The sequence below is a fragment of the Stutzerimonas kirkiae genome (assembly GCF_004327335.1).
Lineage (GTDB): Bacteria > Pseudomonadota > Gammaproteobacteria > Pseudomonadales > Pseudomonadaceae > Stutzerimonas > Stutzerimonas kirkiae.
Window position 1 is genome coordinate 57,527 of sequence record NZ_QJUO01000015.1, and the last position, 20,294, is coordinate 77,820.

The window sequence follows — 20,294 nt, forward strand, 5'->3', positions numbered from 1 at the left end:
CCGGATCGACGCATCATGCGATTTTCCCCTGTTCCGCTCGCCGCCTGTCTTCTGGCCTGTGCGCCAGCGTACGGCCTGGATACCCTGAGCGCCGGCCTGGTGCGTGGCAGCTATGTCACCAGTAAATTGACGACTACACCGTTCGAGGCCAAGCAAGTCGTTGCCGCGCGCGACGATGCCGCCCGTTTCATCGCCAGTGATGGCGCTGTACGCAGCGCTTACCTGCAGGCGGCGTTCGAGCATTTGCGCCAGAGCATTGCCGACCTGCCGGATGATGACCTGGAACTGGCCGCCGCCATTCTCGTCCAATAATCCCTTTCGCCCAGAGATGCCCCCGATGAACAAGCTCCTGATCGCCAGCCTGACGGCGGGCCTGCTGTCCGTGACCCTGAGCAGCCATGCGCAGACCCTGGTGGCCACCAGCAATATCCTGGTGCGGGCACTGGATCGCAGCCTGGACTTCACATCGGACACCACCACCTCGATTCGCGACATGAAAGTGCTGCTCGAAGCACGTGACGAGGCTGCCGGCTTCGTCGCCAGCGAAGGCGGGATTCGTGGCGTACGCCTGGAGGCGGCCTTCGACAGCCTGTGCCGCCAGTCCTCCGAAGCCCGCGCCGCCAGTGACCTGGAACTGGCCGAAGCCATCCTCGCGCTGTGAAGTGGCGCTGCGTCGGGTTACTGGCGCTGCTGGCCTGCTGTTCGCCGCTCAAGGCCGAACTGCGGCTCGTCCTGCATGAGGAAGGGCTCTCCGCCAGCCAGCGCGAAGCCTCCCGGGAGCTGCTGGACGAAGCCCTGGCGGCACTGCCGCCCATGCTGCGGTCCCGGCTGGGGCGGGAGCTGCGCGTCGAGTGGCGCGATGACATGGCGGAGCAAACCTACGGCCATGCCAGTCTGGCGCGGATCGCCCTGAATCGCCGCCTGCTGCCGGCGCTGGTCGATGGCTCGGCCAGGGACCAGTACACCGGGCGCAGCCATGTGACCTTGCGCCAGGAACTGCTGGCCACCGTGTTGCACGAGGTCGCCCACCGCTATGACCGTGCCCGGCTCTGGTCCGACGCGCAACGCAGCCAGTTCGGCCACTGCCGGCGGTTGGCCGAGAATCTTGGGGTCGTCGGCCTGCCTGCCGCCTGCCGGGGCCAGACGGCGCGGCGTTTCACCCTGAGCGACGATCCGCGCCTGCTCGACCTGGCGGGCTGGCCGCAGCGGGTCGGCAGCCGTGGCCAGCGCGAGCGGCACAACGCCCAGTCGGTGCGCAGCCCGGACCCTTACGAAGCCAGCAACCCCCGGGAGTTCGTCGCGGTCAACCTCGAATACTTCCTGCTCGACCCCAGCTATGCCTGCCGCCGGCCATCGCTGTTCCGCTATTTCAGCGAGCACTTCGACTGGCAGCCACCTGCCCGGCAGGACTGTACCAGCGGCTATCCGATCCTCAACGCCGGGCGCGATTTCGGCCGGACGCCGTTGCTGGAGCTGGACCCGGAGCGGGTGTTCGAGGTGGACTACCTGTTCGCCGAGGCCAACCAGCAGTGGATGAGCCGTTGGGGCCACAGCATGTTGCGTTTGGTGATCTGCGCACCGGGGCGTGCGCGTGGCGAGGATTGCCGGCTCGACCTGGAACACCACCTGGTGCTGTCCTTCCGTGCCTTCGTCGGCGATGTGCAGATTTCCAGCTGGGACGGGCTGACCGGCGTCTACCCGTCGCGGCTGTTCGTGCTGCCGCTCGGCCAGGTGATCGACGAGTACACCAAGGTGGAACTGCGCGGCCTGGCCTCGGTGCCGCTGAAGCTGTCGCGCGGGCAGATCGACGGTTTGCTGGAGCGTAGCGCCGAGGTGCACTGGGGCTACGATGGCGACTATTACTTCCTCTCCAACAACTGCGCGGTGGAAACCCTCAAGCTGCTGCGCAGCGGCACTGCCGAGCCGGACCTGCAAGCGTTGGACAGCATCCTGCCCAGTGGCTTGCTGCGACTGCTGATCGGCCGCGGGCTGGCCGATGCCAGCGTGCTCGACGACCCTGCCGAGGCGCTGCGCCTGGGCTATCGCTTCGACTCCTACCGCGAGCGTTACCAGGCCATGTTCGAGATTCTCCGGCAACGCCTGGGGCTACCCCAGGCGACGGTGGAGGATTGGCTGGCGCTGCCGGCGCACGAGCGCCGTGGTTGGTTCGCCGAGGCCGACCTGCGCAGCCATGCCGCCCTGCTGCTGGTGGAGCAGGCGGCCCAGCGCCGGCAATTGTTGATGGCCCAGGAGGAATTGAAGAAACGCTACCTCGGCGGGCGAGCAGGCGGCGACCAGGCCCTGGACAAGGCCGACCGCGCGTTGCAGGAAATCCTCGCCAGCAGTGGCTACCTGAGCCGCCCGGCGGAACTGCTCGACGGTCCGGGCTATGGCCTGCCACAGGCCGGGGAATGGCAGCGCCTGCAACGCGAAAGCGAACAGCGCCAGGCGCGCCTGAACCAGCTCAGCGAACAACTGGACCAGGAGGTCCAGCACCTGCTGGGCGAGGAGCGCCGCCTGGAGTTGCAGGCCATCGACGAGAACCTGCAGCGGATCACCGAACGGTTGAGGGCGCTGCACAAGGCCAGTGGCGGCCTGCAACTCTGAGAATCTGTTCACGATCTGCTGCGCATCGGCCCTGCTGCTTGAGAACAGGCGCTGAGAACCATGTCTTTGCCAGGACGAATAGCGGGGAAGCGCGGCTACAGGCTACAGGCGGCCGGCCATACGAGGATTTCCCCCTCTCTCCTCACGCGGGCTGCCGCCAGGCAGTCCTGGCGGAGTGCCGTCGCAGCAGCGCCCTGATGGGCGCGACCCCTCTTCCCCAGCCCTTCTCCCGCAAGCCGCACAAACATGTTGGAAGGCATGGCACTGAAAACCTGATGCTCTGCGGGGTATGCCGTGCGCGCCTGGATATTTGAGTCGGGGCGCATGGCGCGCCCAACGGGCCAGGATTCGTATGGAGTTCAGCCGCGGGTACTTTCCTGCGGGCAAAAAAAACCTCGAACTTCATTGGGGGAGGGGAAAGTTCGAGGTTCAAATCCGGACCGCTAGGTCCAGAGATCTGCCAACACTTAACACAACAAGGAGCATCGAAGGGCTTTCACACCCTTCGCAAGCTCTGACCAGGCCTCTTTGGGGATAGTTCAACCCGCTTCGAAAAAAATTCGATATCTCAGTGCGCCTCGTCCCAGTTGTCGCCGACGCCGCTTTCCACCAGCAGCGGCACCGCCAGTTCGGCGGCCTGCTGCATCAGTGGGGCCAGTTCGGCGCGCACCTGCTCGACGATGCTCTCATGCACCTCCAGCACCAGTTCGTCGTGGACCTGCAGGATGATCCGCGCATCCAGGCCGCTGTCCTGCAGCCAGGTGTCCACAGTGACCATGGCGCGCTTGATGATGTCCGCCGCGCTGCCCTGCATCGGCGCGTTGATCGCCGTGCGTTCGGCGGCCTTGCGCATCACGGCGTTCTTCGAGTGGATTTCCGGCAGGTACAGGCGCCGCCCGAATAGCGTCTCGACATAGCCCTGTTCGGCGGCCTGGGCGCGGGTGCGCTCCATATAGTCGAGCACGCCGGGGTAGCGGGTGAAGTAGCGGTCGATATAGGCCTGGGCCTCCGGCCGGCCGACGCCGATCTGCTTGGCCAGGCCGAAGGCGCTCATGCCGTAGATCAGGCCGAAGTTGATCGCCTTGGCGCTGCGGCGCTGGTCGCTGGAGACTTCTCCGAGGGGCACGCCGAAGACCTCGGCGGCGGTCGCGCGGTGCACGTCCAGGCCATCGCGGAAGGCGCTCAGCAAGCCTTCGTCGCGGGCCAGGTGGGCCATGATGCGCAGTTCGATCTGCGAGTAGTCCGCCGCCAGCAGCTTGTAGCCCTTTTGCGCGACGAAGGCCTGGCGGATGCGCCGCCCCTCGGGGGTGCGGATCGGGATGTTCTGCAGGTTCGGGTCGCTGGAGGACAGCCGCCCGGTGGCGGTCACCGCCTGGTGGTAACTGGTGTGGATGCGCCCGGTGCGCGGGTTGATCTGCTGCGGCAGCTTGTCGGTGTAGGTGCTCTTGAGCTTGCTCAGCGAGCGGTACTGCATGATCACCTTGGGCAACGGGTAGTCGCGCTCGGCCAGTTCGGCCAGCACGTCCTCGGCGGTGGAGGCCTGGCCCTTGGCGGTCTTCTTCAGCACCGGCAGGCCGAGCTTTTCGTAGAGGATGGCGCCGAGCTGCTTGGGCGAGCCGAGGTTGAATTCCTCGCCGGCCAGCTCGAAGGCCTCGCGCTCCAGCCCGACCATCTTCTCGCCCAGTTCGATGCTCTGCTGGCCGAGCAGGTTCGCGTCGACCAGCGCGCCATTGCGCTCGATGCGCGCCAGCACCGGCACCAGCGGCATCTCGATCCGCTCGAGGACCTCGAGCAGGGCCGGGGTGGCGGCCAGCCGCTGGTGCAGGTTGTGGTGCAGGCGCAGGGTGATGTCGGCATCCTCGGCGGCGTAGGGGCCGGCCTGCTCGATGGCGATCTGGTCGAAGGTCAGTTGCTTGGCGCCCTTGCCGGCGATGTCCTCGAAACGGATGGTGCTCTGGCCGAGGTACTTGAGGGCCAGGCTGTCCATGTCGTGGCGGGTGGCGGTGGCGTCCAGCACGTAGGATTCGAGCATGGTGTCCCAGGCCAGGCCGCGCAGTTCGATGCCGTAGTGCATCAGCACGTTCATGTCGTACTTGCCGTGCTGGCAGATCTTGGCCTTGCCCGGGTCTTCCAGCAGCGGCTTGAGTGCCGCCAGCACCGTGTCGCGGTCGAGCTGGGCGGGCACGCCCATGTAGGTGTGCGCCAGCGGCACATAGGCTGCCGCGCCTTCCTCGACGGCGAAGGACAGCCCGACCAGCTCGGCCTTCTGCGCGTCGACGCTGGTGGTCTCGGTGTCGAAGGCGAAGAGCGGCGCGGCTTCGAGGCGGGCCAGCCAGGTGTCGAAGTCTTGCTGCTCCAGCACGGTGTCGTAGCGTGCCTCGGCCTGGGGCGTTGCCGGCTCGTCGGCGTCGTTGGCGCTGGCGGCGTTCTCGGCCTGGCGCGCCTCGCGCAGCAGGTCGTCGAGCCAGTTCTTGAATTCCAGCTCGCGGTAGAGGGCGATCAGCGCCTCGTGCTGCGGCTCGGCGGGGTAGAGGTCTTCCGCCTGCACATCCAGCGGCACGTCGAGCTTGATGGTCGCCAGTTCATAGGAGAGGAAGGCGGCGTCGCGGTGTTCCTCGAGCTTGGCGGCCAGGCTCTTGGCGCCGCGGATCGACAGCGTGGCGACCTGGTCGAGGTTGTCGTACAGCCCCTTGAGGCCGCCGGGAATACCGGTGAGCAGGCCGCCGGCGGTCTTTTCGCCGACCCCCGGCACGCCGGGGATGTTGTCCACCTTGTCGCCCATCAGCGCGAGGAAGTCGATGATCATCTCGGGGCCGACGCCGAACTTGTTCTTCACCCCCTCGATGTCGTAGACGCTGCCGGTCATGGTGTTGACCAGGGTGACGTGCGGGCAGACCAGTTGCGCCATGTCCTTGTCGCCGGTGGAGATCACCACGTCGCGCTGGCGCCCGGCGCTCTGGCGCGCCAGGGTGCCGATCACGTCGTCCGCCTCGACCCCTTCGATGCACAGCAACGGCAGGCCGAGGGCGCGCACGCAGGCGTGCAGCGGCTCGATCTGGCTGCGCAGGTCGTCCGGCATCGACGGGCGGTTGGCCTTGTAGTCGGCATAGAGTTCGTCGCGGAAGGTGCCGCCCTTGGCGTCGAATACCACGGCGAAGGGGCTGTCCGGGTATTGCCGGCGCAGCGACAGCAGCATGTTCAGCACGCCCTTGACCGCGCCGGTGGGCTTGCCGGTTGAAGTGGTCAGCGGCGGCAGGGCGTGGAAGGCACGGTACAGATAGGAGGAACCGTCCACCAGGACGAGGGGCGCTTGGCTCATGAGCGGAATCAACCTTTTCGGCGGTACCGGCGCTAGAATGCCGGGACCATTGACGATAAAGGGACAAGGTTATCATGCGCGCAATCAAACACCTGATGCTGGCCAGTCTGCTGGCGTGCGTGCCGCTTGCCGGTTTTGCCGAGGAGCCGGTCGGTGGCGACCCCGATGTGACCATCCGCCAGGAGGGTGACCGTACGGTGGAAGAGTACCGCGTCAACGGCTTCCTCTATGCGGTGAAGATCACGCCGAAGCACGGCAAGCCCTACTTCCTGGTGCGGGCCGATGGCAACGATGGCAACTTCGTGCGGGCCGACCAGCCGGACATGCTGATTCCCTCCTGGAAAATCTTCAGCTGGTAGGTAGCCATGTCAGTGTTCACGCAACCGGCTCGCGGCGAGCTGGAGGATTTCCTGCGCGACTACCCGCTGGGACGGTTGCGGGATGTGCAACCCATCGAGGGCGGCACCGAGAACAGCAACTTCTTCGTCAGCCTGGAGCGTGGCGAGTTCGTCCTGACCCTGGTCGAGCGGGGTGGGCAGGGCGACCTGCCCTTCGTCGTCGAGCTGTTGGATGTGCTGCATACCGCCGGCCTGACGGTCCCCTATGTGCTGCGCGACACCAGCGGCGAGGCGCGGCGCCATCTGGCCGGTCGACCGGCGCTGCTGCAGCCGCGGCTGGACGGGCGGCATGTCGAGACGGCCAACCCGCACCACTGCCTGGAAGTCGGCCGCTGGCTGGCGCGCATGCACCTGGCGACCCGTGGGCCGTCGATCGAGCATCCGAGTGACCGGGGCCTGGACTGGATGCTGGCGCAAGGCGGCCAGCAGGCCGAGCGCCTGCCGGAGGGGCCGCGCCGCTTGCTGGAGGCTGTCCTGGATGAGATAGGCGTGTTGCGATTGCGCATCGGCGCGTTGCCCCAGTCCAACCTGCATGCCGACCTGTTCCGCGACAACGTGTTGTTCGACGGCCCTCACCTGTCCGGGGTGATCGACTTCTACAATGCCTGCTCCGGCCCCATGCTCTACGACCTGGCGATCGCCGTGAACGACTGGTGCTCGCAGGTCGACGGCGGGCTGGACGAGGCGCGCGGCCAGGCGCTGCTGGGTGCCTATGCGGCGCTGCGCCCGTTCACGCCGGCCGAGGCCGAACTCTGGCCGGCAATGTTGCGCATCGCCTGCGTGCGTTTCTGGCTGTCGCGGCTGATCGCTGCGCAGGCTTTCGAAGGGCAGGGTGTTCTGGTCAAGGACCCGGCGGAATTCCATCTGTACCTGTCGCGCCGGCAACGGGGCGAACTGCCGCTGCCATTCGCGCTGTAGCGCCAACGGCATTGCTCTGCCGGGCCTTATTCGCGCCAAGGCCGCTCCTGCCGCTGGCGAAATGGCCTGGCGCTGCCCATGGCGCACCCGGCAATGGCTTCCTGCTTCCAACTGCCCCTGCGAACTCGCGACAGTGCTGAATAGATATTAAGGGAATATATAAGTAATTTTTTATTCGTTTTAAATCTTTGTCGTTTCTTGCACAGTGTCCACGTGTTCTACGGGGTGGTGCTATGGACGACAGGGAGCATTCAGCGCGGCAACTGGTCGGTTTCTGGTTCGAGCAGAACAAGGGCTGGCTGCATGCGCGGCTATGCCGGCGGCTGGGCTGTAGCCAGAATGCCGATGACATCGTGTCCGAGACGTTCGTGCGCGTGCTGTCTCTCCCCGACCCCGCCGCGATCCGTGAGCCGCGTGCGCTGCTGACCACCATCGCACAGCGCCTGATGCAGGAAAGCTGGCGCCGCCGTGACCTGGAACGCGCCTATCTGCAACTGTTCCAGCATGTGCCGGAACCGGTGCAGCCTTCCCCGGAAGCGCGTGAGCTGTTGATCGAAACCCTGCTGCAGATCGATAGGCTGCTCGATGGCCTGCCGGGGCAGGGCCGTGCGGCCTTTATCCACAGCCAGCTCGGCGGGATGACTTATTCACAGGTGGCCGCCGAGCTGGGGATTTCCGTCAGCCGCGTGCAGCAGTACATGACCGAAGCCTTCAGGCTCTGCTACGGCGCCCTGGAGGAGTCATGAGCGAACGTCCCCTGCAGTCGATCATCGACGAAGCCGCGCACTGGATGATGCGTTTGCAGTCCGGCGAGATACAGGCTGAAGAACTGCGGGCGTTCGAGCGCTGGCAGGCTGGCGATCCGCGCCATGCCCAGGTGTTCCAGCGCATGGCCGGTCGCCTGGATGTCGTGCGCCAGCCGGCCCTGGCGCAGTTGTCCGAGCGCCAGGTGATCCAGGCGCTGAACAGCCCCTCGAGCCGCCGGCGCTTTATCCAGGGCAGCCTGGCGGTGGTCGGCGCGGTAGGGGTTTCCGCACTGGGCGTGCGCCTGGCCGCTAGCGGCTTCGCCTGGCCGGGCGAGCTCTACACCGGAGTTGGCGAGCGCCGCACGCTGCGACTGGAGGACGGCAGCCGGCTGACGCTGGATGCGCGCAGCCGCGTCACCCCGCAACCGCGAGGCCTGCGCCTGCAACAGGGCAGCCTGCTGCTGGAGGCCAGCGCCGGCGACACCCCCTTCCTGTTGCAAAGCCGCGCCGGGCGCGCCGAGGCGCAGCCGGGCCGGCTGCTGCTGAGCGCTCGCGAGAACGGCCCGGTGCGCCTCACGGCGCTGGATGGCCGGGTGCGACTGGCCGGCGGGCAGTGGCTGCTGCCGGGGCAGACGGCGCGTTTCGCCGCCGATGGTTCCTTCGTCGTGGCGGCGGCCAGCGGCAGTGAAAGCGCCTGGCTGGATGGCCGTCTGGAAGTCGACGACCGCCCGCTCGGCGAGGTGATCGACAGCCTGCGCGCCTACCGCCACGGCGTGCTGCGCGTTTCGCCGGAGGCGGCGGCCTTGCGCACCAGCGGGCTTTACCCATTGGACGACAGCGAACGTGCGCTGCAATTGCTGGCGCGCACCCTGCCCATCCGCATCCGTCGCTACAGCGGCTTGTGGATAAGCATCGAACGGGCCTGAGCCTCGGAGGCATAAGCTAATGACCAAGCGTTCCAAGGATTTTCTGCAGTTTTTTCCGACTGGTCGCTCATTGCAGAAAACCACGGATGAGACTTCTGCCATGCACACTCGCGTCGACACCCTGTTCAAACCTTCCTGCCTGGCCCTGGCGATCCTGCTGGGTGGCGCCGTGCTGGCGCCGGTAGCCAGCGTCGCCGCGCCGGCGCAGCAGCAGACCCAGGCCTTCCATGTCGCGGCTGGCTCCCTCGGCCAGGTGCTGCTGGGCGTTTCACGCCAGAGCGGGCAACTGATTTCCTTCGACCCGGCGCTGGTGCAGGGGCGCCAGGCGCCGGCGGTGCAGGGCGAACTGAGCGTCGACCAGGCCCTCGAGCGGGCGCTGCGCGGCAGCGGCCTGGGCTTCAGCCGTAGCGCCGACGGCATCGTCGTCAGTGCCAGCGCCGCACTGGCCGGCAGCGTAGCGGCTGGCACCGGGGCGCTGAGCCAGCCGCTGGCGCCGCGCCTGGACAACGTGATTGTCACCGGCACCCGTTCGCAGGAGCGCACCGCCGCCTCGTCGTTGTCGCCGATCGACATCATCAGCGGCGACAGCCTGCGCAGCACCGGTTCCGAGGAACTGGGGGCGGTGCTGGCGCGCCTGGTGCCGTCGATCAACTTCCCGCGCCCGAGCCTGGTGGACGGCGCCGAGCTGGCGCGCCCGGCGCAACTGCGCGGGCTGTCGCCGGACCAGGTGCTGGTGCTGGTCAATGGCAAGCGCCGCCACACCGGGGCGTTCGTCAACCTGGGCGGCGCCATTGGCCGTGGCTCGGCACCGGCGGACCTCAACGCCATCCCGCTGTCGGCGGTCGAGCGCATCGAGGTGCTGCGCGATGGCGCCTCGGCGCGCTATGGCTCGGACGCCATCGCCGGGGTGATCAACGTCATCCTGAAGCAGGATGCCCAGGGCGGTTCGGTCAGCGCCAAGTACGGCGAGTACAAGGATGGCGATGGCGCGCAACGGCAGGTCAGCGCCAATGGCGGCTTCGAGCTGGGCGAGAACGGCTTCCTCAACCTCACTCTGGAAGGCGGCAACAACGACTACACCAACCGTGCCGGCGTCGACCTGCGCCCCGCCAGCATAGGCTCCACCACCTATGGTCAGCAGGTGTTCCGCCAGGGCGAGCCGGAAACCGAGGAGCGCAAGCTGTTCCTCAATGGCGAATACAGCCTGGGCGATGCCGCGCAGCTCTATGCCTTCGGTGGCTACAGCAAGCGCAAGGGGGAGACGGCGGCGTTCTACCGGGCCAGCAACAACAGCGGCAATATCCCGGCATTGCTGCCCAACGGCTACCTGCCGCTGATCCTCGGCGAACTGGAGGACCGCTCCCTGGCGCTGGGCGTGCGCGGCGAGCTGGCGGGCGACTGGCGCTACGACCTGTCGCTCAACTATGGCCGCAACGAATACGAATTGAGCACCAGGACCATCAACCGCCAGTATTACGACGACTTCGGCAGCACGCCCTTCTCCTTCCACAACGGCACCCTGAGCAACGAGCAGAAGCAGGTCAACCTGGACCTGGCGCGCGACTTCGAGCTGGCCTGGCTGCCCTATCCGCTGACGGTGGCCTTCGGCGCCGAGTACCTGCACCAGAACTACGAACTGGAAGCTGGCGACCCGGCTTCCTATTACCGCAATGGCAGCCAGGGGCTGGCCGGTTTCCGCGATGCCGACGCCGGCGACTGGAGTCGCCACAACGTCGCCCAGTACCTGGACCTGGAAACCAACCTGACCGACAAGCTCGGCGTGTCGGCCGCCCTGCGCCATGAGGACTACAGCGATTTCGGCTCGAATGTCAGCGGTTCGTTGTCCGGGCGCTATGACTTCACCCCGCGCGTGGCCTTGCGCGGCAGCGTCTCGACCGGCTTCCGGGCGCCGTCGCTGGCCCAGCAGCACTTCACCCTGACCTCGTCGCAACTGATCGGCAGCACCCTCGAAGAGGCGGGTACCTTCCCTGCCGATTCGCAGGTTGCCCGCCTGCTGGGGGCGGAAGAGTTGAAGGCGGAGAAGTCGCGTAACTACAGCCTCGGCCTGGTGCTCAACCCGCTGGACAACCTGCAGGTCACCGCCGATGTCTACCGTATCGATATCCGCGACCGCATCACCCTGTCGTCCAACCTCAGCCTCAACCCGGCGGCCATCGCCTACCTGCAGGCCAATGGCGTGGGCAATATCAACTACACCACCGCCCGCTACTTCAACAACGCCGTGGACACCCGCACCAAGGGCCTTGACCTGGTCGCCAGCTACCGCCAGCAGTTCGCCAACGATGTGCGCTGGAACACTACCCTCGGCTACAACTACAACAGCACCAGGGTCACCGACGTAAAGGCCAACCCGGCGGTCCTCGACAGCCTTGGGCTGGACCTGTTGCGGGTGGACCGTCGCGAGCGCCTGGGGCTGCTCGGCGATACCACGCCGAAACACAAGCTGACCTTCGGCAACGACTTCAAGCTGGGCGACTGGACGCTGCGCAGCAACCTGGTGCGCTACGGCAAGTTCACCAGCTACCAGAACAACGCCGCCAACGACCAGACCTTCGATGCCGCCTGGCTCCTCGACCTGGCGCTGGACTACGCGCTCGGCAACTGGCTGTTCACCGTCGGCGGCGACAACGTCACCGACGAGCGTCCGGAGCGCCTGCTGGCGGCCAACTCGTCCGGCGGCAACCTGAAGTACAGCACCTTCTCCCCCTACGGCTACAGCGGCGCCTTCTATTACGGCAAGGTCAGCTATAGCTGGTGATTCATCTGAACAGGCAGTGACAGGACCATGAACCAGGCCATCTCCCCCTTCGACTATCCGACTCCAGTGCCCAGCCCCCGGCTCAGCGCCGAGCAGATGCGGGTGTCGATGGAGGCGATGCGCCGGCAGTGCGGCGACCGGCCATTCTGGCTGTTCGCCTACGGTTCGCTGATCTGGCGCCCCGAGTGCCCGTCGCTGGAGGTGCGCCGCGCCCGCCTGCACGGCTACCACCGTGGCCTCTACCTGTGGTCGCACAGCCATCGCGGCACGCCGGAGCAGCCGGGGCTGGTGTTCGGCCTGGACCGTGGCGGCTCCTGCAACGGTTTCGCCTACCGGCTGGCGGAGGATGGCCTGGACTGCCACCTGCGGGCCTTGTGGCAGCGGGAAATGCCGGATGCGTCCTACCAGCCGAAATGGTTAAACTGCCGGCTCGACGATGGCAGCCGGGTCAATGCCCTGGCCTTCGTGCTGCGGCGGCAGACGCCGAGCTTCGCCGGCAACCTGCCCGACCCGGTGTTGCGCCAGGTGCTGGCCAATGCCCGTGGGCACTTCGGTACGACGCGGGATTATGTCGAGCAGACAGCGAGCGCCCTGCGCCGCCATGCGATGCCCGACCGCCGCCTGGAGGCGACCCTGGCCCGCTGCTGCTCCTGATGAGAGCGAAAATGATGATCGCAAGACGCTCGGGGCTTGTACGCCAGCCAGCGCAGGGCCTTCCCCATACGGCTCCTTCGCGTGCGAGGGCCAGGGAATGCACACATGTGCTCTTCTCCCTCTCCCCTCGCGGGAGAGGGCCGGGGCGAGGGGGGCTGCCGCCAGGCAGCCTGGTGGGTTGACGGGTACAGCGGCGCCCTGGCGGGCGCTACCCCTCTTCCCCAGCCCTTCTCCCACAAGGGGAGAAGGGAGCCGTATCCGCCTGCACCGTCGTCTTCCGGTGGCGATAGCCGTTCATGCGAAGGCGCTTGCCAGGGCCTGGCGTCTATCGCTGGGGCTGGGCATGAGCCTGGGCCTGGCCGCCTGCGGCGGTTCGCTGGGCACGCCGGACAATGTGCTGGTGATCGCCTGGAATATCGACTCGATCAACACCTTCGACCCGGCGCGCAGCAGCGATATCGTCTCCAACGAGGTGATATCCAACCTCTGCGACACCCTGGTGATACCCGACCCCGCCGATGCCACGCGGCTGGTCCCGGGGCTGGCCGAGCGCTGGCAGCAGTCCGCCGACCGCCGCCGCCTGACCTTCCACCTGCGCCCCGACCTGCGTTTCGCCGATGGCCGCGTGGCCACTGCCGAAGACCTGGCCTGGTCGATCCGCCGCAACCTGCAGTTGAACATGGCCGGCGCCAATGCGCTGCGCGAATACGGCTTCCGCCTGGAAGACGCCGAGCAGCGTATCCGCGCCGTCGACGCGCACACCCTGGAACTGGAGCTGGACCGCCCCTATCCGCAGTCGGTGATCATGCAGGCGATCGGCGCCCACCGCCTCTCCAGCCTGCTGGATCGCCAGACGCTGCTGGCCAACCAGCAGGACGGCGACCTCGGCAACCGCTGGCTGGGGCGCAACAGCGCCTGTGTCGGCCCTTACCGCCTGCGTGAATGGAATGCCGGCGAAGTGGCGGTACTGGAGCGCAACCCCGGGCACTGGCGCGAAACGCGGCTGGAGCGGGTGATCCTGCGCCATGTCGCCGAATCGGCGACCCAGCGCCTGCTGCTGGAGCGCGGCGATGTGGACGTGGCGCGCAACCTCAATGCCGAGGACCTGGGCGCGCTGGAAGGCAGCTCGGATGTACGCATCGAAGCGGTGGAGCGGCCGCAGATCTACTTCCTGGATATCAACAACGACCATCCGATCCTCGGCAACGCCAAGGTGCGCCTGGCGCTGCGCTACCTGTTCGACTACCAGGCGCTGGCCGATTCGGTGATGCGCTACAACGGCGTGCCGCGCGCCAGCTTCGTGCCGCTCGGCTCCTTCGGCGCGCTGGACGCCGCGCAGGGCCAGCCGTTCCGCCTGGATATCGACAAAGCCCGGCAACTGCTGGCCGAGGCCGGCCATGCCGAGGGTTTCGAGCTGAAGCTGCTGTACGGCACGCCGCTGTATTCGGCGCCGATCGCCCAGCACCTGCAGCACAACGCCGCGCAGGTGGGGATCAAGCTGAGCCTGGAGCGCATGACCAACGGCCAGTTGTTCACCCGCATCTTCGCCAACCAGTTCGAGCTGAGCCTGCACAGCCTCGACAGCAATATCCCGGATGCCCACGGCATGGCCTCGCGGCTGGTGTTCAACCCCGACCCGACGCCGCGCAAGGCCACCGGCGCAATGCCGACGGTGTTCGCCAGCTATTACTCCTCCGCCGCCAACCGCGAGGTCGAGGCGGCGCTGCTGGAACCGGACGAGGCGAAACGCATCGAACGCTACCAGCGCCTGCAGCGCCAGCAGATGCAGGAGGGGCCGTTCGCCTACCTGTTCCAGCTCAACCAGGTGGCGGCCCTGCACCAGCGCCTGCGGGACTGGCGCTGGAACGGTTCGCGCACCTACTACGCCGAAGTCGGCAAAACCCCTCGGGACAGCGGAGGCGGCCAATGAGCGTACACCGCCAGTTGCGCAGCCTGGCCAGCGGCCTGCTGTCCATCGCCATCACGCTGCTCGGCCTGGCGGCGCTGACCTTCTGCATCGGCCGCCTGCTGCCGATCGACCCGGTGCTGGCGGTGCTCGGCGAAAGCGCCTCGGCGGAGGCCTACGCCGCGCTGCACAGCCAGCTCGGCCTCGACCGTTCGCTGCCGGTGCAGTTCGGCCACTACCTGCTGGACCTGCTGCGGCTGGACTTCGGCAACTCGCTGGTGTCCGGCCAGCCGGTGCTGAGCGATATAGCCCGGGTGTTCCCGGCCACCCTGGAACTGGCCACAGTGGCGATGCTGATCGGCACCGGCCTGGGCATTCCCCTCGGCGTGCTGGCGGCGGCCAGGCGCAACGGCCCGCTCGACCACGGCGTGCGCATCGTCGGCCTGCTGTGCTACTCGGCGCCGGGCTTCTGGCTCGGGCTGATGGCGCTGGCGCTGTTCTATGCCGCCCTCGGCTGGGTCGGCGGGCCGGGCCGGCTGGATTTCGCCTACCAGTGGAACTACCAGAACGTCACCGGCTTCGTGCTGCTGGACGCGCTGTGGCAGGGCGAATGGCAGGTCTGGCGCAACGCCTGGGCGCACCTGGTGCTGCCGGCGTCGATCCTCGGCCTGGGCGCCTTCGCCTATATCAGCCGCATGACCCGCAGCTTCATGCTGGAGCAGTTGCAGCAGGAATACATCGTCACCGCGCGGGTCAAGGGGCTGTCCTGGACGCGCACCCTGTGGCTGCACGCCTTCCCCAATATCGCCGTGCAGGTGATCACGGTGGTGGCGCTGTCCTATGCCTTCCTGCTGGAAGGCGCGGTACTGATCGAGACGGTATTCGCCTGGCCCGGCTTCGGTCGCTACATGACCAATGCGCTGATGGCCGGCGATATGAACGCGGTGGTGGGCTGTACGCTGCTGGTGGGGGTGATCTTCGTCGCGCTCAACCAGGTGTGCGACTGGCTGTACCGACTGCTGGACCCGCGCTCGCGGGCACATTGAGAAAAGCGCATGGCATCCGAGTCGATCGCACAATCCATCTGGCAGGCGCGCCGCCGCCAGGCCGCCCTGGGGCTGCGGCGCTTCGCCGGCAACCGTTCGGCGCTGGCCGGCTCGCTGATCCTGCTGGCGCTGCTGCTGGTGGCGTTGCTGGCGCCCTGGCTGGCGCCGGGCGACTACAACGCCCAGGACCTCGGGCGTACCCTGCTGGCGCCTTCGGCACAGTACTGGCTGGGCACCGACGAGCTGGGGCGGGATATCCTCGCGCGGCTGATCCACGGCACCCGCCTGACGCTCTATATCGCCGTGCTCTGCGCGCTGATCGTGGCACCGGTCGGCCTGCTGGTCGGGGTCGCCGCCGGCTATTTCGGCGGCTGGACCGACCGTGTGCTGATGCGCGTGGTGGACGTGTTCCTGGCCTTCCCCGGGCTGATCCTGGCGCTGGCGTTTTCCGCCGCGCTGGGGCCGGGCATCGAGAACGCGGTGCTGGCCATTTCCCTCGCCGCCTGGCCGCCCATCGCCCGCCTGGCGCGGGCGGAAACCCTGAGCATCCGCAATGCCGACTACATTTCCGCGGCGCGCCTGCTCGGCGCCTCGCACTTGCGGCTGATCGTCCGCCACATCATGCCGCTGTGCCTGCCGTCGGTGGTGGTGCGGGTGACGCTGAACATGGCGGCGATCGTCCTTGCCGCCGCCGGCCTGGGCTTTCTCGGCCTCGGCGCGCAGCCACCGAGCCCTGAATGGGGGGCGATGCTCGCCAGTGGCCGCGAATACGGCCTGACCGCCTGGTGGGTGGCCGCCGCACCGGGCTGCGCGATCCTGCTCGCCAGCCTGGCCTTCAACCTGTTCGGCGACGGCCTGCGCGACGCCCTGGACCCACGCCATGACTGAGCTGCTCGACGTACAGGAACTGCATATCCATTTCAGCGGCGCCCGTGGCATCAGCCATGCGGTGCGCGGCGTCAGCTTCCAACTGGCGCGCGGCGAGAAGCTCGGCATCGTCGGCGAGTCCGGCTCGGGCAAGTCGCAGACCGCCCGCGCCCTGCTGAAGATCACCGCCCGGGGCGGCACGGTCAGCGCGCGCCGGCTGGATTTCGCCGGCACCGACCTGCTGGCCGCCAGCGAACGGCAGATGCAGCAGATTCGCGGGCGGCGTATCTCGATGATCCTGCAGGACCCGAAGTTCTCCCTCAACCCGCTGATGCGCGTCGGCGAGCAGATCGCCGAGACCTGGCGCCTGCATCACCCGCGGGCCAGGGGCGAGGCGCGCCAGCGCAGCCTGGCGATGCTGGAGGCGGTGCATATCCGCGACCCCGAGCGGGTCTACCGGCTGTACCCGCATGAAGTCTCCGGCGGCATGGGACAGCGCATCATGATCGCCATGATGCTGATCACCGAGCCGGAGCTGATCATCGCCGACGAGCCGACCTCGGCGCTGGATGTCACCGTGCGCCGGCAGATCCTCGGTATCCTCGACGAACTGCTGCAACGCCAGGGCTCCAGCCTGCTGCTGATCAGCCACGACCTGGACCTGGTGGCCGGCTTCTGCGACCGCATCCTGGTGATGTACGCCGGGCGCGTGGTCGAGCAATTGCCGGCCAGCCAGTTGCAGCAGGCGCGCCACCCCTATACCCGCGCCCTGCTGGCCAGCCGCCCGAGCCTGGAGTACCCGCAGGAGCTGCTGCCGGTGCCGCAGCGCACGCCGGAGTGGCTGTTGCCGCTGGAGGAGCAGCCATGAGTGCGTTGCTGGAAGTGGAGAAGCTGGCGATCGCCTATGGCGGCCACGCGGTGGTCAAGGGCGTTTCCTTCCAGATCGAGCGGGGCGCCGCCTATGGGCTGATCGGCGAGTCCGGTTGCGGCAAGTCGAGCATCCTGCGCGGCCTGGCCGGTTTGCACGGCTACAGTGGCAGCGCGCGACTGGATGGCCAGCCGCTGGGCGAGTTGCGCGGCAAGACGCTGGCGCGGCGGGTGCAGATGGTGTTCCAGGACCCCTACGCCTCGCTGCACCCGCGCAAGACCGTGGAGCAGGTGCTGGGCGAACCGCTGCTCATCCATCGCATTGGCGACGTGCAACGGCGGGTGCTGGCGATCCTCGACGAGGTGGGCCTGGGTGCGGCGTTCCGCTTCCGCTACCCCCATGAGCTGTCCGGCGGCCAGCGCCAGCGCGTGGCCATCGCACGTGCCCTGATTCTGCAGCCGGAACTGCTGCTGCTCGACGAGCCGACCTCGGCGCTGGACGTCTCGGTGCAGGCCGAAGTGCTCAACCTGCTGAAACGCCTGCTGCGCGAACGCAACCTCGGCTACCTGCTGGTCAGCCACGACCTGGCGGTGGTCGCCCACCTCTGCGGGCACCTGGGGCTGATGCACCAGGGCCGCATCATTGAGGCACTTAGCGCCGCCCAGGTCCGCGCCGGCATCGCCGAGCAGCCCTATACCCGCGAGTTCTTCGCCGCCAGCCGTTGAGGCGGATTACAGCGAGAAATGCCCGATGGTTTCGTCGTAGAAGCGCTCGAGGCGCTCCGTCAGCGGCGCGGTCAGGGCAATCTGCCGTACGCGCTTGTCGTGTTCGGCTTCCGACTCCGTCAGCAACCCCTGGTCGATCAGGTGCTGCACATATTTGACGGCGGTGCGCCGGCTGATGCCGGGCATGAAGCTGTAGAGATCCGTCTTGTTCAGGGGATGCCCGCGGCGCAGCCACATATGCGTGAGCAGGTCGCTGTAGCTCAGGTCGTTCAGGCCTATGTCGCTGAACAGGGCGATCCAGCTTTCGTCCATCGCGATCAGAGCCTGTGCGACGGTTTGGCGATTGCGCTGAGTGGTGCTGATCATGGTTCCGTCATCTTCCGTTGCGCCGGCTTGAATATAGTGCAAGTTTGCATATTTATGCACCGTATGGAGGCGTGACAGATAGCCTCATGTTGGTTTGCAATATTCACTTACATGCAAAATTGCATGAAAAATAACACCTTAGTGCCAGGCTGGGAATACTGGCACATGGGTTGCTATTGCTCTCTCGTCGGCTCATGGCGAGCCTGGAGAGAGCGATGCAGTTTAAGTTATTCAAAACCCTGTGGGGGAGTTCCGGTTCATTGCCGCAATCGGTACGCGAGGCGCTGGAAGCCGGTTTCGATGGTATCGAAGGGCCGGCGCCGAGCGATCCCGTGCTGCGCGATGAGATGGCGATGGCCCTGGAGGCAGACGGCCTTGGCTACATTGCCGAGGTATGCACCGGTGGCAGCTATGTGCCCGAGCGCCGGGCCACGCCCGCCGAGCACCTGGCCGACCTGGAGCGGAAAATAGTCGAAGCCGCGCCATTGCGGCCACTGCTGCTGAATGTCATGGCGGGCTGCGATGGCTGGCCGCTGGAGACGCAGTATGGGTTCTTTGCCGATGCCCAGGAAATCGGCGCCCGGTATGGCGTGACGCTGAGCTTCGAGACCCACCGCAGCCGCTCGATGTTCAACCCCTGGGCCACCGAGGCGATCGTGCGGCGCCTGCCGTCGCTGCGCCTGACGGCGGATATCAGCCACTGGATAGTCGTCACCGAGCGCCTGCTGGATGCCGAGCCGGACTGGCAACTGCTGCTGGAGCTTGCCGGGAATGTCCATCACCTGCATGGCCGCGTGGGTTATCCGCAGGGCCCGCAGGTGCCCCATCCCGCCGCCCCGGAATACGCCGACTGCCTGGCCTTCCACCAGCGCTTCTGGGAAGAGGCCTGGCGTTCGCAGCTCCAGCGTGGCTACGCGATCAGCAGCATGACCCCGGAATTCGGTCCGGACCGCTATCTGCACACCCTGCCATTCACCGACCAGCCGGTGGCGGACCTCTGGCAGGTCAACCGCTGGATGGGCGCGTGCGAACGCGAGCACTTCCAACGCTTCAGCAAAGAATCCACCGACCCGTACCTGCCGAGGGACTATCCATGAAGATCATCCGTAGCATGAGCAAACACCTGGCCGTCGCCATCCTGGGGGTGCTGGCGTGTTCCGCACAGGCCGCCGAGCCGTTCCGCCTGGCCTGGTCGCTGTACCCGGCCTATATGCCGTGGGACTACGCCAGCCGCTCCGGGATCGTCGATAAATGGGCGAAGAAGTACGGTATCGAAATCGAGGTGGTGCAGGTCAACGACTACGTCGAGGCCATCAACCAGTACAGCGCGGGCGGTTTCGACGCCTGCATGATGGCGACCATGGATGCCCTGACCATTCCGGCGGCGGCCGGGGTGGATTCGACGGTGCTGTCGGTGGTGGACTATTCCAACGGCAACGACGTCATCATCCTCAAGGACGGTGAATCCCTGCAGGACCTGAAGGGCAAGAAGATCAACCTGATCGAGTATTCGATCTCCCATTACTTCCTGGCCCGGGCACTGCAGACGGTTGGCATGAGCGAGCGCGACGTGACGCTGGTCAACACCTCCGATGCCGACATGCTGGCGCTGTACGCGCAGCCTTCGATAGAGGCCATGGTGACCTGGAACCCGATGGCCAGCGCGATCCTGGAGCGCGACGACGCCCGCAATGTGTTCGACTCGAGGAAGATGCCCGGCGAGCTGACCGACAGCATCATCGTCAATACCCGTACCCTCGAAGAGCACCCGGCCCTGGGCAAGGCGCTGATCGGCGCCTGGTTCGAGACACTGGCCATCATGCAGCGCGATGACGAGCAGGGGCGCCTGGCCCGCGAGGCCATGGGGCAGGCGGCGGGAACCGACCTGGAGGGTTATGAGCGGCAACTGCAGGCCACCCATCTGTACGACCAGCCAGCCGGTGTCGTCGACCTGATGGCGGGCGCCGAACTGCAGGACTCGATGGCCAGCATCGCGCGCTTTTCCTTCGACAAGGGCCTGCTTGGCAACGGCGCCGCTTCGGCCGAGGCGATAGGCATCGCCTACCCGGGAGGAAAGGTCTGGGGTGACAGGGGAAACGTGAAGCTGCGCTTCGATGACCGTTACACGGGCATGGCCGCCAATGGCGAGCTTTGAAGGCCCGCCGGTTG

The 20,294-nt window shown here is 66.9% G+C and carries 18 protein-coding genes; 16 read left to right on the forward strand and 2 right to left on the reverse strand.

From position 1 onward, the window contains the following. The first annotated feature begins 15 nt into the window (after nucleotides 1-15). The 3 genes from DNJ95_RS10145 to DNJ95_RS10155 are packed head-to-tail and all read left to right on the forward strand — an operon-like array spanning nucleotide 16 to nucleotide 2,607. On the forward strand, nucleotides 16-312 hold the full coding sequence (locus DNJ95_RS10145; protein WP_131184611.1) for a DUF2388 domain-containing protein: 297 nt from the start codon (nucleotides 16-18) through the stop codon (nucleotides 310-312). Nucleotides 313-337: 25 nt separating this feature from the next. Beyond that, on the forward strand, nucleotides 338-661 hold the full coding sequence (locus DNJ95_RS10150; protein ID WP_131184612.1) for a DUF2388 domain-containing protein: 324 nt from the start codon (nucleotides 338-340) through the stop codon (nucleotides 659-661). Beyond that, nucleotides 658-2,607, forward strand: coding sequence for a DUF7844 domain-containing protein (locus DNJ95_RS10155; RefSeq protein ID WP_131184613.1), 1,950 nt, complete (start codon nucleotides 658-660; stop codon nucleotides 2,605-2,607). Before DNJ95_RS10150 ends, DNJ95_RS10155 begins: the two co-directional genes overlap by 4 nt. Nucleotides 2,608-3,175: 568 nt before the next feature. Here the strand turns inward: DNJ95_RS10155 and polA are convergent. Then, nucleotides 3,176-5,926, reverse strand: coding sequence for a DNA polymerase I (gene polA, locus DNJ95_RS10160; protein WP_131184614.1), 2,751 nt, complete (start codon nucleotides 5,924-5,926; stop codon nucleotides 3,176-3,178). Nucleotides 5,927-6,000: 74 nt separating this feature from the next. Here polA and DNJ95_RS10165 point away from each other — a divergent pair, with 74 nt between their 5' ends. From DNJ95_RS10165 to DNJ95_RS10215, 11 genes are all read left to right on the forward strand, one after another. Next, on the forward strand, nucleotides 6,001-6,285 hold the full coding sequence (locus DNJ95_RS10165) for a DUF2782 domain-containing protein (RefSeq protein WP_131184615.1): 285 nt from the start codon (nucleotides 6,001-6,003) through the stop codon (nucleotides 6,283-6,285). 6 nt (nucleotides 6,286-6,291) lie between these two features. Then, on the forward strand, nucleotides 6,292-7,242 hold the full coding sequence (locus DNJ95_RS10170; protein ID WP_131184616.1) for a homoserine kinase: 951 nt from the start codon (nucleotides 6,292-6,294) through the stop codon (nucleotides 7,240-7,242). A 233-nt stretch (nucleotides 7,243-7,475) separates the two neighbouring features. Beyond that, a complete protein-coding gene (locus DNJ95_RS10175; RefSeq protein ID WP_131184617.1) occupies nucleotides 7,476-7,988 on the forward strand; it encodes a sigma-70 family RNA polymerase sigma factor in 513 nt (170 codons plus the stop codon). Further along, a complete protein-coding gene (locus DNJ95_RS10180) occupies nucleotides 7,985-8,914 on the forward strand; it encodes a FecR family protein (protein ID WP_131184618.1) in 930 nt (309 codons plus the stop codon). Before DNJ95_RS10175 ends, DNJ95_RS10180 begins: the two co-directional genes overlap by 4 nt. 100 nt (nucleotides 8,915-9,014) lie before the next feature. Beyond that, the gene (locus DNJ95_RS10185) at nucleotides 9,015-11,693 is read left to right on the forward strand and encodes a TonB-dependent receptor domain-containing protein (RefSeq protein WP_420824385.1); all 2,679 of its coding nucleotides are present in this window, start codon (nucleotides 9,015-9,017) and stop codon (nucleotides 11,691-11,693) included. 27 nt (nucleotides 11,694-11,720) lie between these two features. After that, nucleotides 11,721-12,347 (forward strand): gamma-glutamylcyclotransferase, encoded by a 627-nt coding sequence (locus DNJ95_RS10190; RefSeq protein ID WP_131184620.1) that lies wholly within the window; start codon nucleotides 11,721-11,723, stop codon nucleotides 12,345-12,347. A 343-nt stretch (nucleotides 12,348-12,690) separates the two neighbouring features. After that, the gene (locus DNJ95_RS10195) at nucleotides 12,691-14,277 is read left to right on the forward strand and encodes an ABC transporter substrate-binding protein (protein ID WP_165491604.1); all 1,587 of its coding nucleotides are present in this window, start codon (nucleotides 12,691-12,693) and stop codon (nucleotides 14,275-14,277) included. After that, the gene (locus DNJ95_RS10200; protein WP_131184622.1) at nucleotides 14,274-15,299 is read left to right on the forward strand and encodes an ABC transporter permease; all 1,026 of its coding nucleotides are present in this window, start codon (nucleotides 14,274-14,276) and stop codon (nucleotides 15,297-15,299) included. The genes DNJ95_RS10195 and DNJ95_RS10200 overlap by 4 nt, the downstream gene beginning before the upstream one ends. 9 nt (nucleotides 15,300-15,308) lie before the next feature. Next, complete coding sequence (locus DNJ95_RS10205) at nucleotides 15,309-16,187, forward strand: ABC transporter permease (protein ID WP_131184623.1); 879 nt, start codon at nucleotides 15,309-15,311, stop codon at nucleotides 16,185-16,187. Beyond that, nucleotides 16,180-17,034: an ABC transporter ATP-binding protein gene (locus DNJ95_RS10210; RefSeq protein WP_131184624.1), complete on the forward strand. Its 855-nt coding sequence runs from the start codon at nucleotides 16,180-16,182 to the stop codon at nucleotides 17,032-17,034. Before DNJ95_RS10205 ends, DNJ95_RS10210 begins: the two co-directional genes overlap by 8 nt. Further along, the gene (locus tag DNJ95_RS10215; protein WP_131184625.1) at nucleotides 17,031-17,759 is read left to right on the forward strand and encodes an ABC transporter ATP-binding protein; all 729 of its coding nucleotides are present in this window, start codon (nucleotides 17,031-17,033) and stop codon (nucleotides 17,757-17,759) included. Before DNJ95_RS10210 ends, DNJ95_RS10215 begins: the two co-directional genes overlap by 4 nt. A gap of 6 nt (nucleotides 17,760-17,765) precedes the next feature. Here DNJ95_RS10215 and DNJ95_RS10220 read toward each other — a convergent pair whose 3' ends face one another. Continuing rightward, nucleotides 17,766-18,125, reverse strand: a complete 360-nt coding sequence (locus DNJ95_RS10220) for a MarR family transcriptional regulator (RefSeq protein WP_131184626.1) — start codon at nucleotides 18,123-18,125, stop codon at nucleotides 17,766-17,768. Nucleotides 18,126-18,340: 215 nt separating this feature from the next. Here DNJ95_RS10220 and DNJ95_RS10225 point away from each other — a divergent pair, with 215 nt between their 5' ends. Both DNJ95_RS10225 and DNJ95_RS10230 read left to right on the forward strand, forming a co-directional pair. Further along, nucleotides 18,341-19,222: a sugar phosphate isomerase/epimerase family protein gene (locus DNJ95_RS10225; protein ID WP_131184627.1), complete on the forward strand. Its 882-nt coding sequence runs from the start codon at nucleotides 18,341-18,343 to the stop codon at nucleotides 19,220-19,222. Continuing rightward, nucleotides 19,219-20,280, forward strand: coding sequence for a putative urea ABC transporter substrate-binding protein (locus tag DNJ95_RS10230; RefSeq protein ID WP_207388753.1), 1,062 nt, complete (start codon nucleotides 19,219-19,221; stop codon nucleotides 20,278-20,280). Before DNJ95_RS10225 ends, DNJ95_RS10230 begins: the two co-directional genes overlap by 4 nt. Nucleotides 20,281-20,294: the final 14 nt, after the last annotated feature.

Bases quoted from the DNA above. Each gene is read 5' to 3' on its own strand.
- DNJ95_RS10175 (WP_131184617.1), top strand. From the start codon at position 7,476: ATGGACGACAGGGAGCATTCAGCGCGGCAACTGGTCGGTTTCTGGTTC.
- DNJ95_RS10145 (WP_131184611.1), top strand. From the start codon at position 16: ATGCGATTTTCCCCTGTTCCGCTCGCCGCCTGTCTTCTGGCCTGTGCG.
- DNJ95_RS10170 (WP_131184616.1), top strand. From the start codon at position 6,292: ATGTCAGTGTTCACGCAACCGGCTCGCGGCGAGCTGGAGGATTTCCTG.
- DNJ95_RS10150 (WP_131184612.1), top strand. From the start codon at position 338: ATGAACAAGCTCCTGATCGCCAGCCTGACGGCGGGCCTGCTGTCCGTG.
- DNJ95_RS10215 (WP_131184625.1), top strand. From the start codon at position 17,031: ATGAGTGCGTTGCTGGAAGTGGAGAAGCTGGCGATCGCCTATGGCGGC.
- polA (WP_131184614.1), bottom strand. From the start codon at position 5,926: ATGAGCCAAGCGCCCCTCGTCCTGGTGGACGGTTCCTCCTATCTGTAC.
- DNJ95_RS10185 (WP_420824385.1), top strand. From the start codon at position 9,015: ATGCACACTCGCGTCGACACCCTGTTCAAACCTTCCTGCCTGGCCCTG.
- DNJ95_RS10165 (WP_131184615.1), top strand. From the start codon at position 6,001: ATGCGCGCAATCAAACACCTGATGCTGGCCAGTCTGCTGGCGTGCGTG.
- DNJ95_RS10205 (WP_131184623.1), top strand. From the start codon at position 15,309: ATGGCATCCGAGTCGATCGCACAATCCATCTGGCAGGCGCGCCGCCGC.
- DNJ95_RS10230 (WP_207388753.1), top strand. From the start codon at position 19,219: ATGAAGATCATCCGTAGCATGAGCAAACACCTGGCCGTCGCCATCCTG.
- DNJ95_RS10195 (WP_165491604.1), top strand. From the start codon at position 12,691: ATGAGCCTGGGCCTGGCCGCCTGCGGCGGTTCGCTGGGCACGCCGGAC.
- DNJ95_RS10190 (WP_131184620.1), top strand. From the start codon at position 11,721: ATGAACCAGGCCATCTCCCCCTTCGACTATCCGACTCCAGTGCCCAGC.
- DNJ95_RS10180 (WP_131184618.1), top strand. From the start codon at position 7,985: ATGAGCGAACGTCCCCTGCAGTCGATCATCGACGAAGCCGCGCACTGG.
- DNJ95_RS10210 (WP_131184624.1), top strand. From the start codon at position 16,180: ATGACTGAGCTGCTCGACGTACAGGAACTGCATATCCATTTCAGCGGC.
- DNJ95_RS10220 (WP_131184626.1), bottom strand. From the start codon at position 18,125: ATGATCAGCACCACTCAGCGCAATCGCCAAACCGTCGCACAGGCTCTG.
- DNJ95_RS10200 (WP_131184622.1), top strand. From the start codon at position 14,274: ATGAGCGTACACCGCCAGTTGCGCAGCCTGGCCAGCGGCCTGCTGTCC.
- DNJ95_RS10225 (WP_131184627.1), top strand. From the start codon at position 18,341: ATGCAGTTTAAGTTATTCAAAACCCTGTGGGGGAGTTCCGGTTCATTG.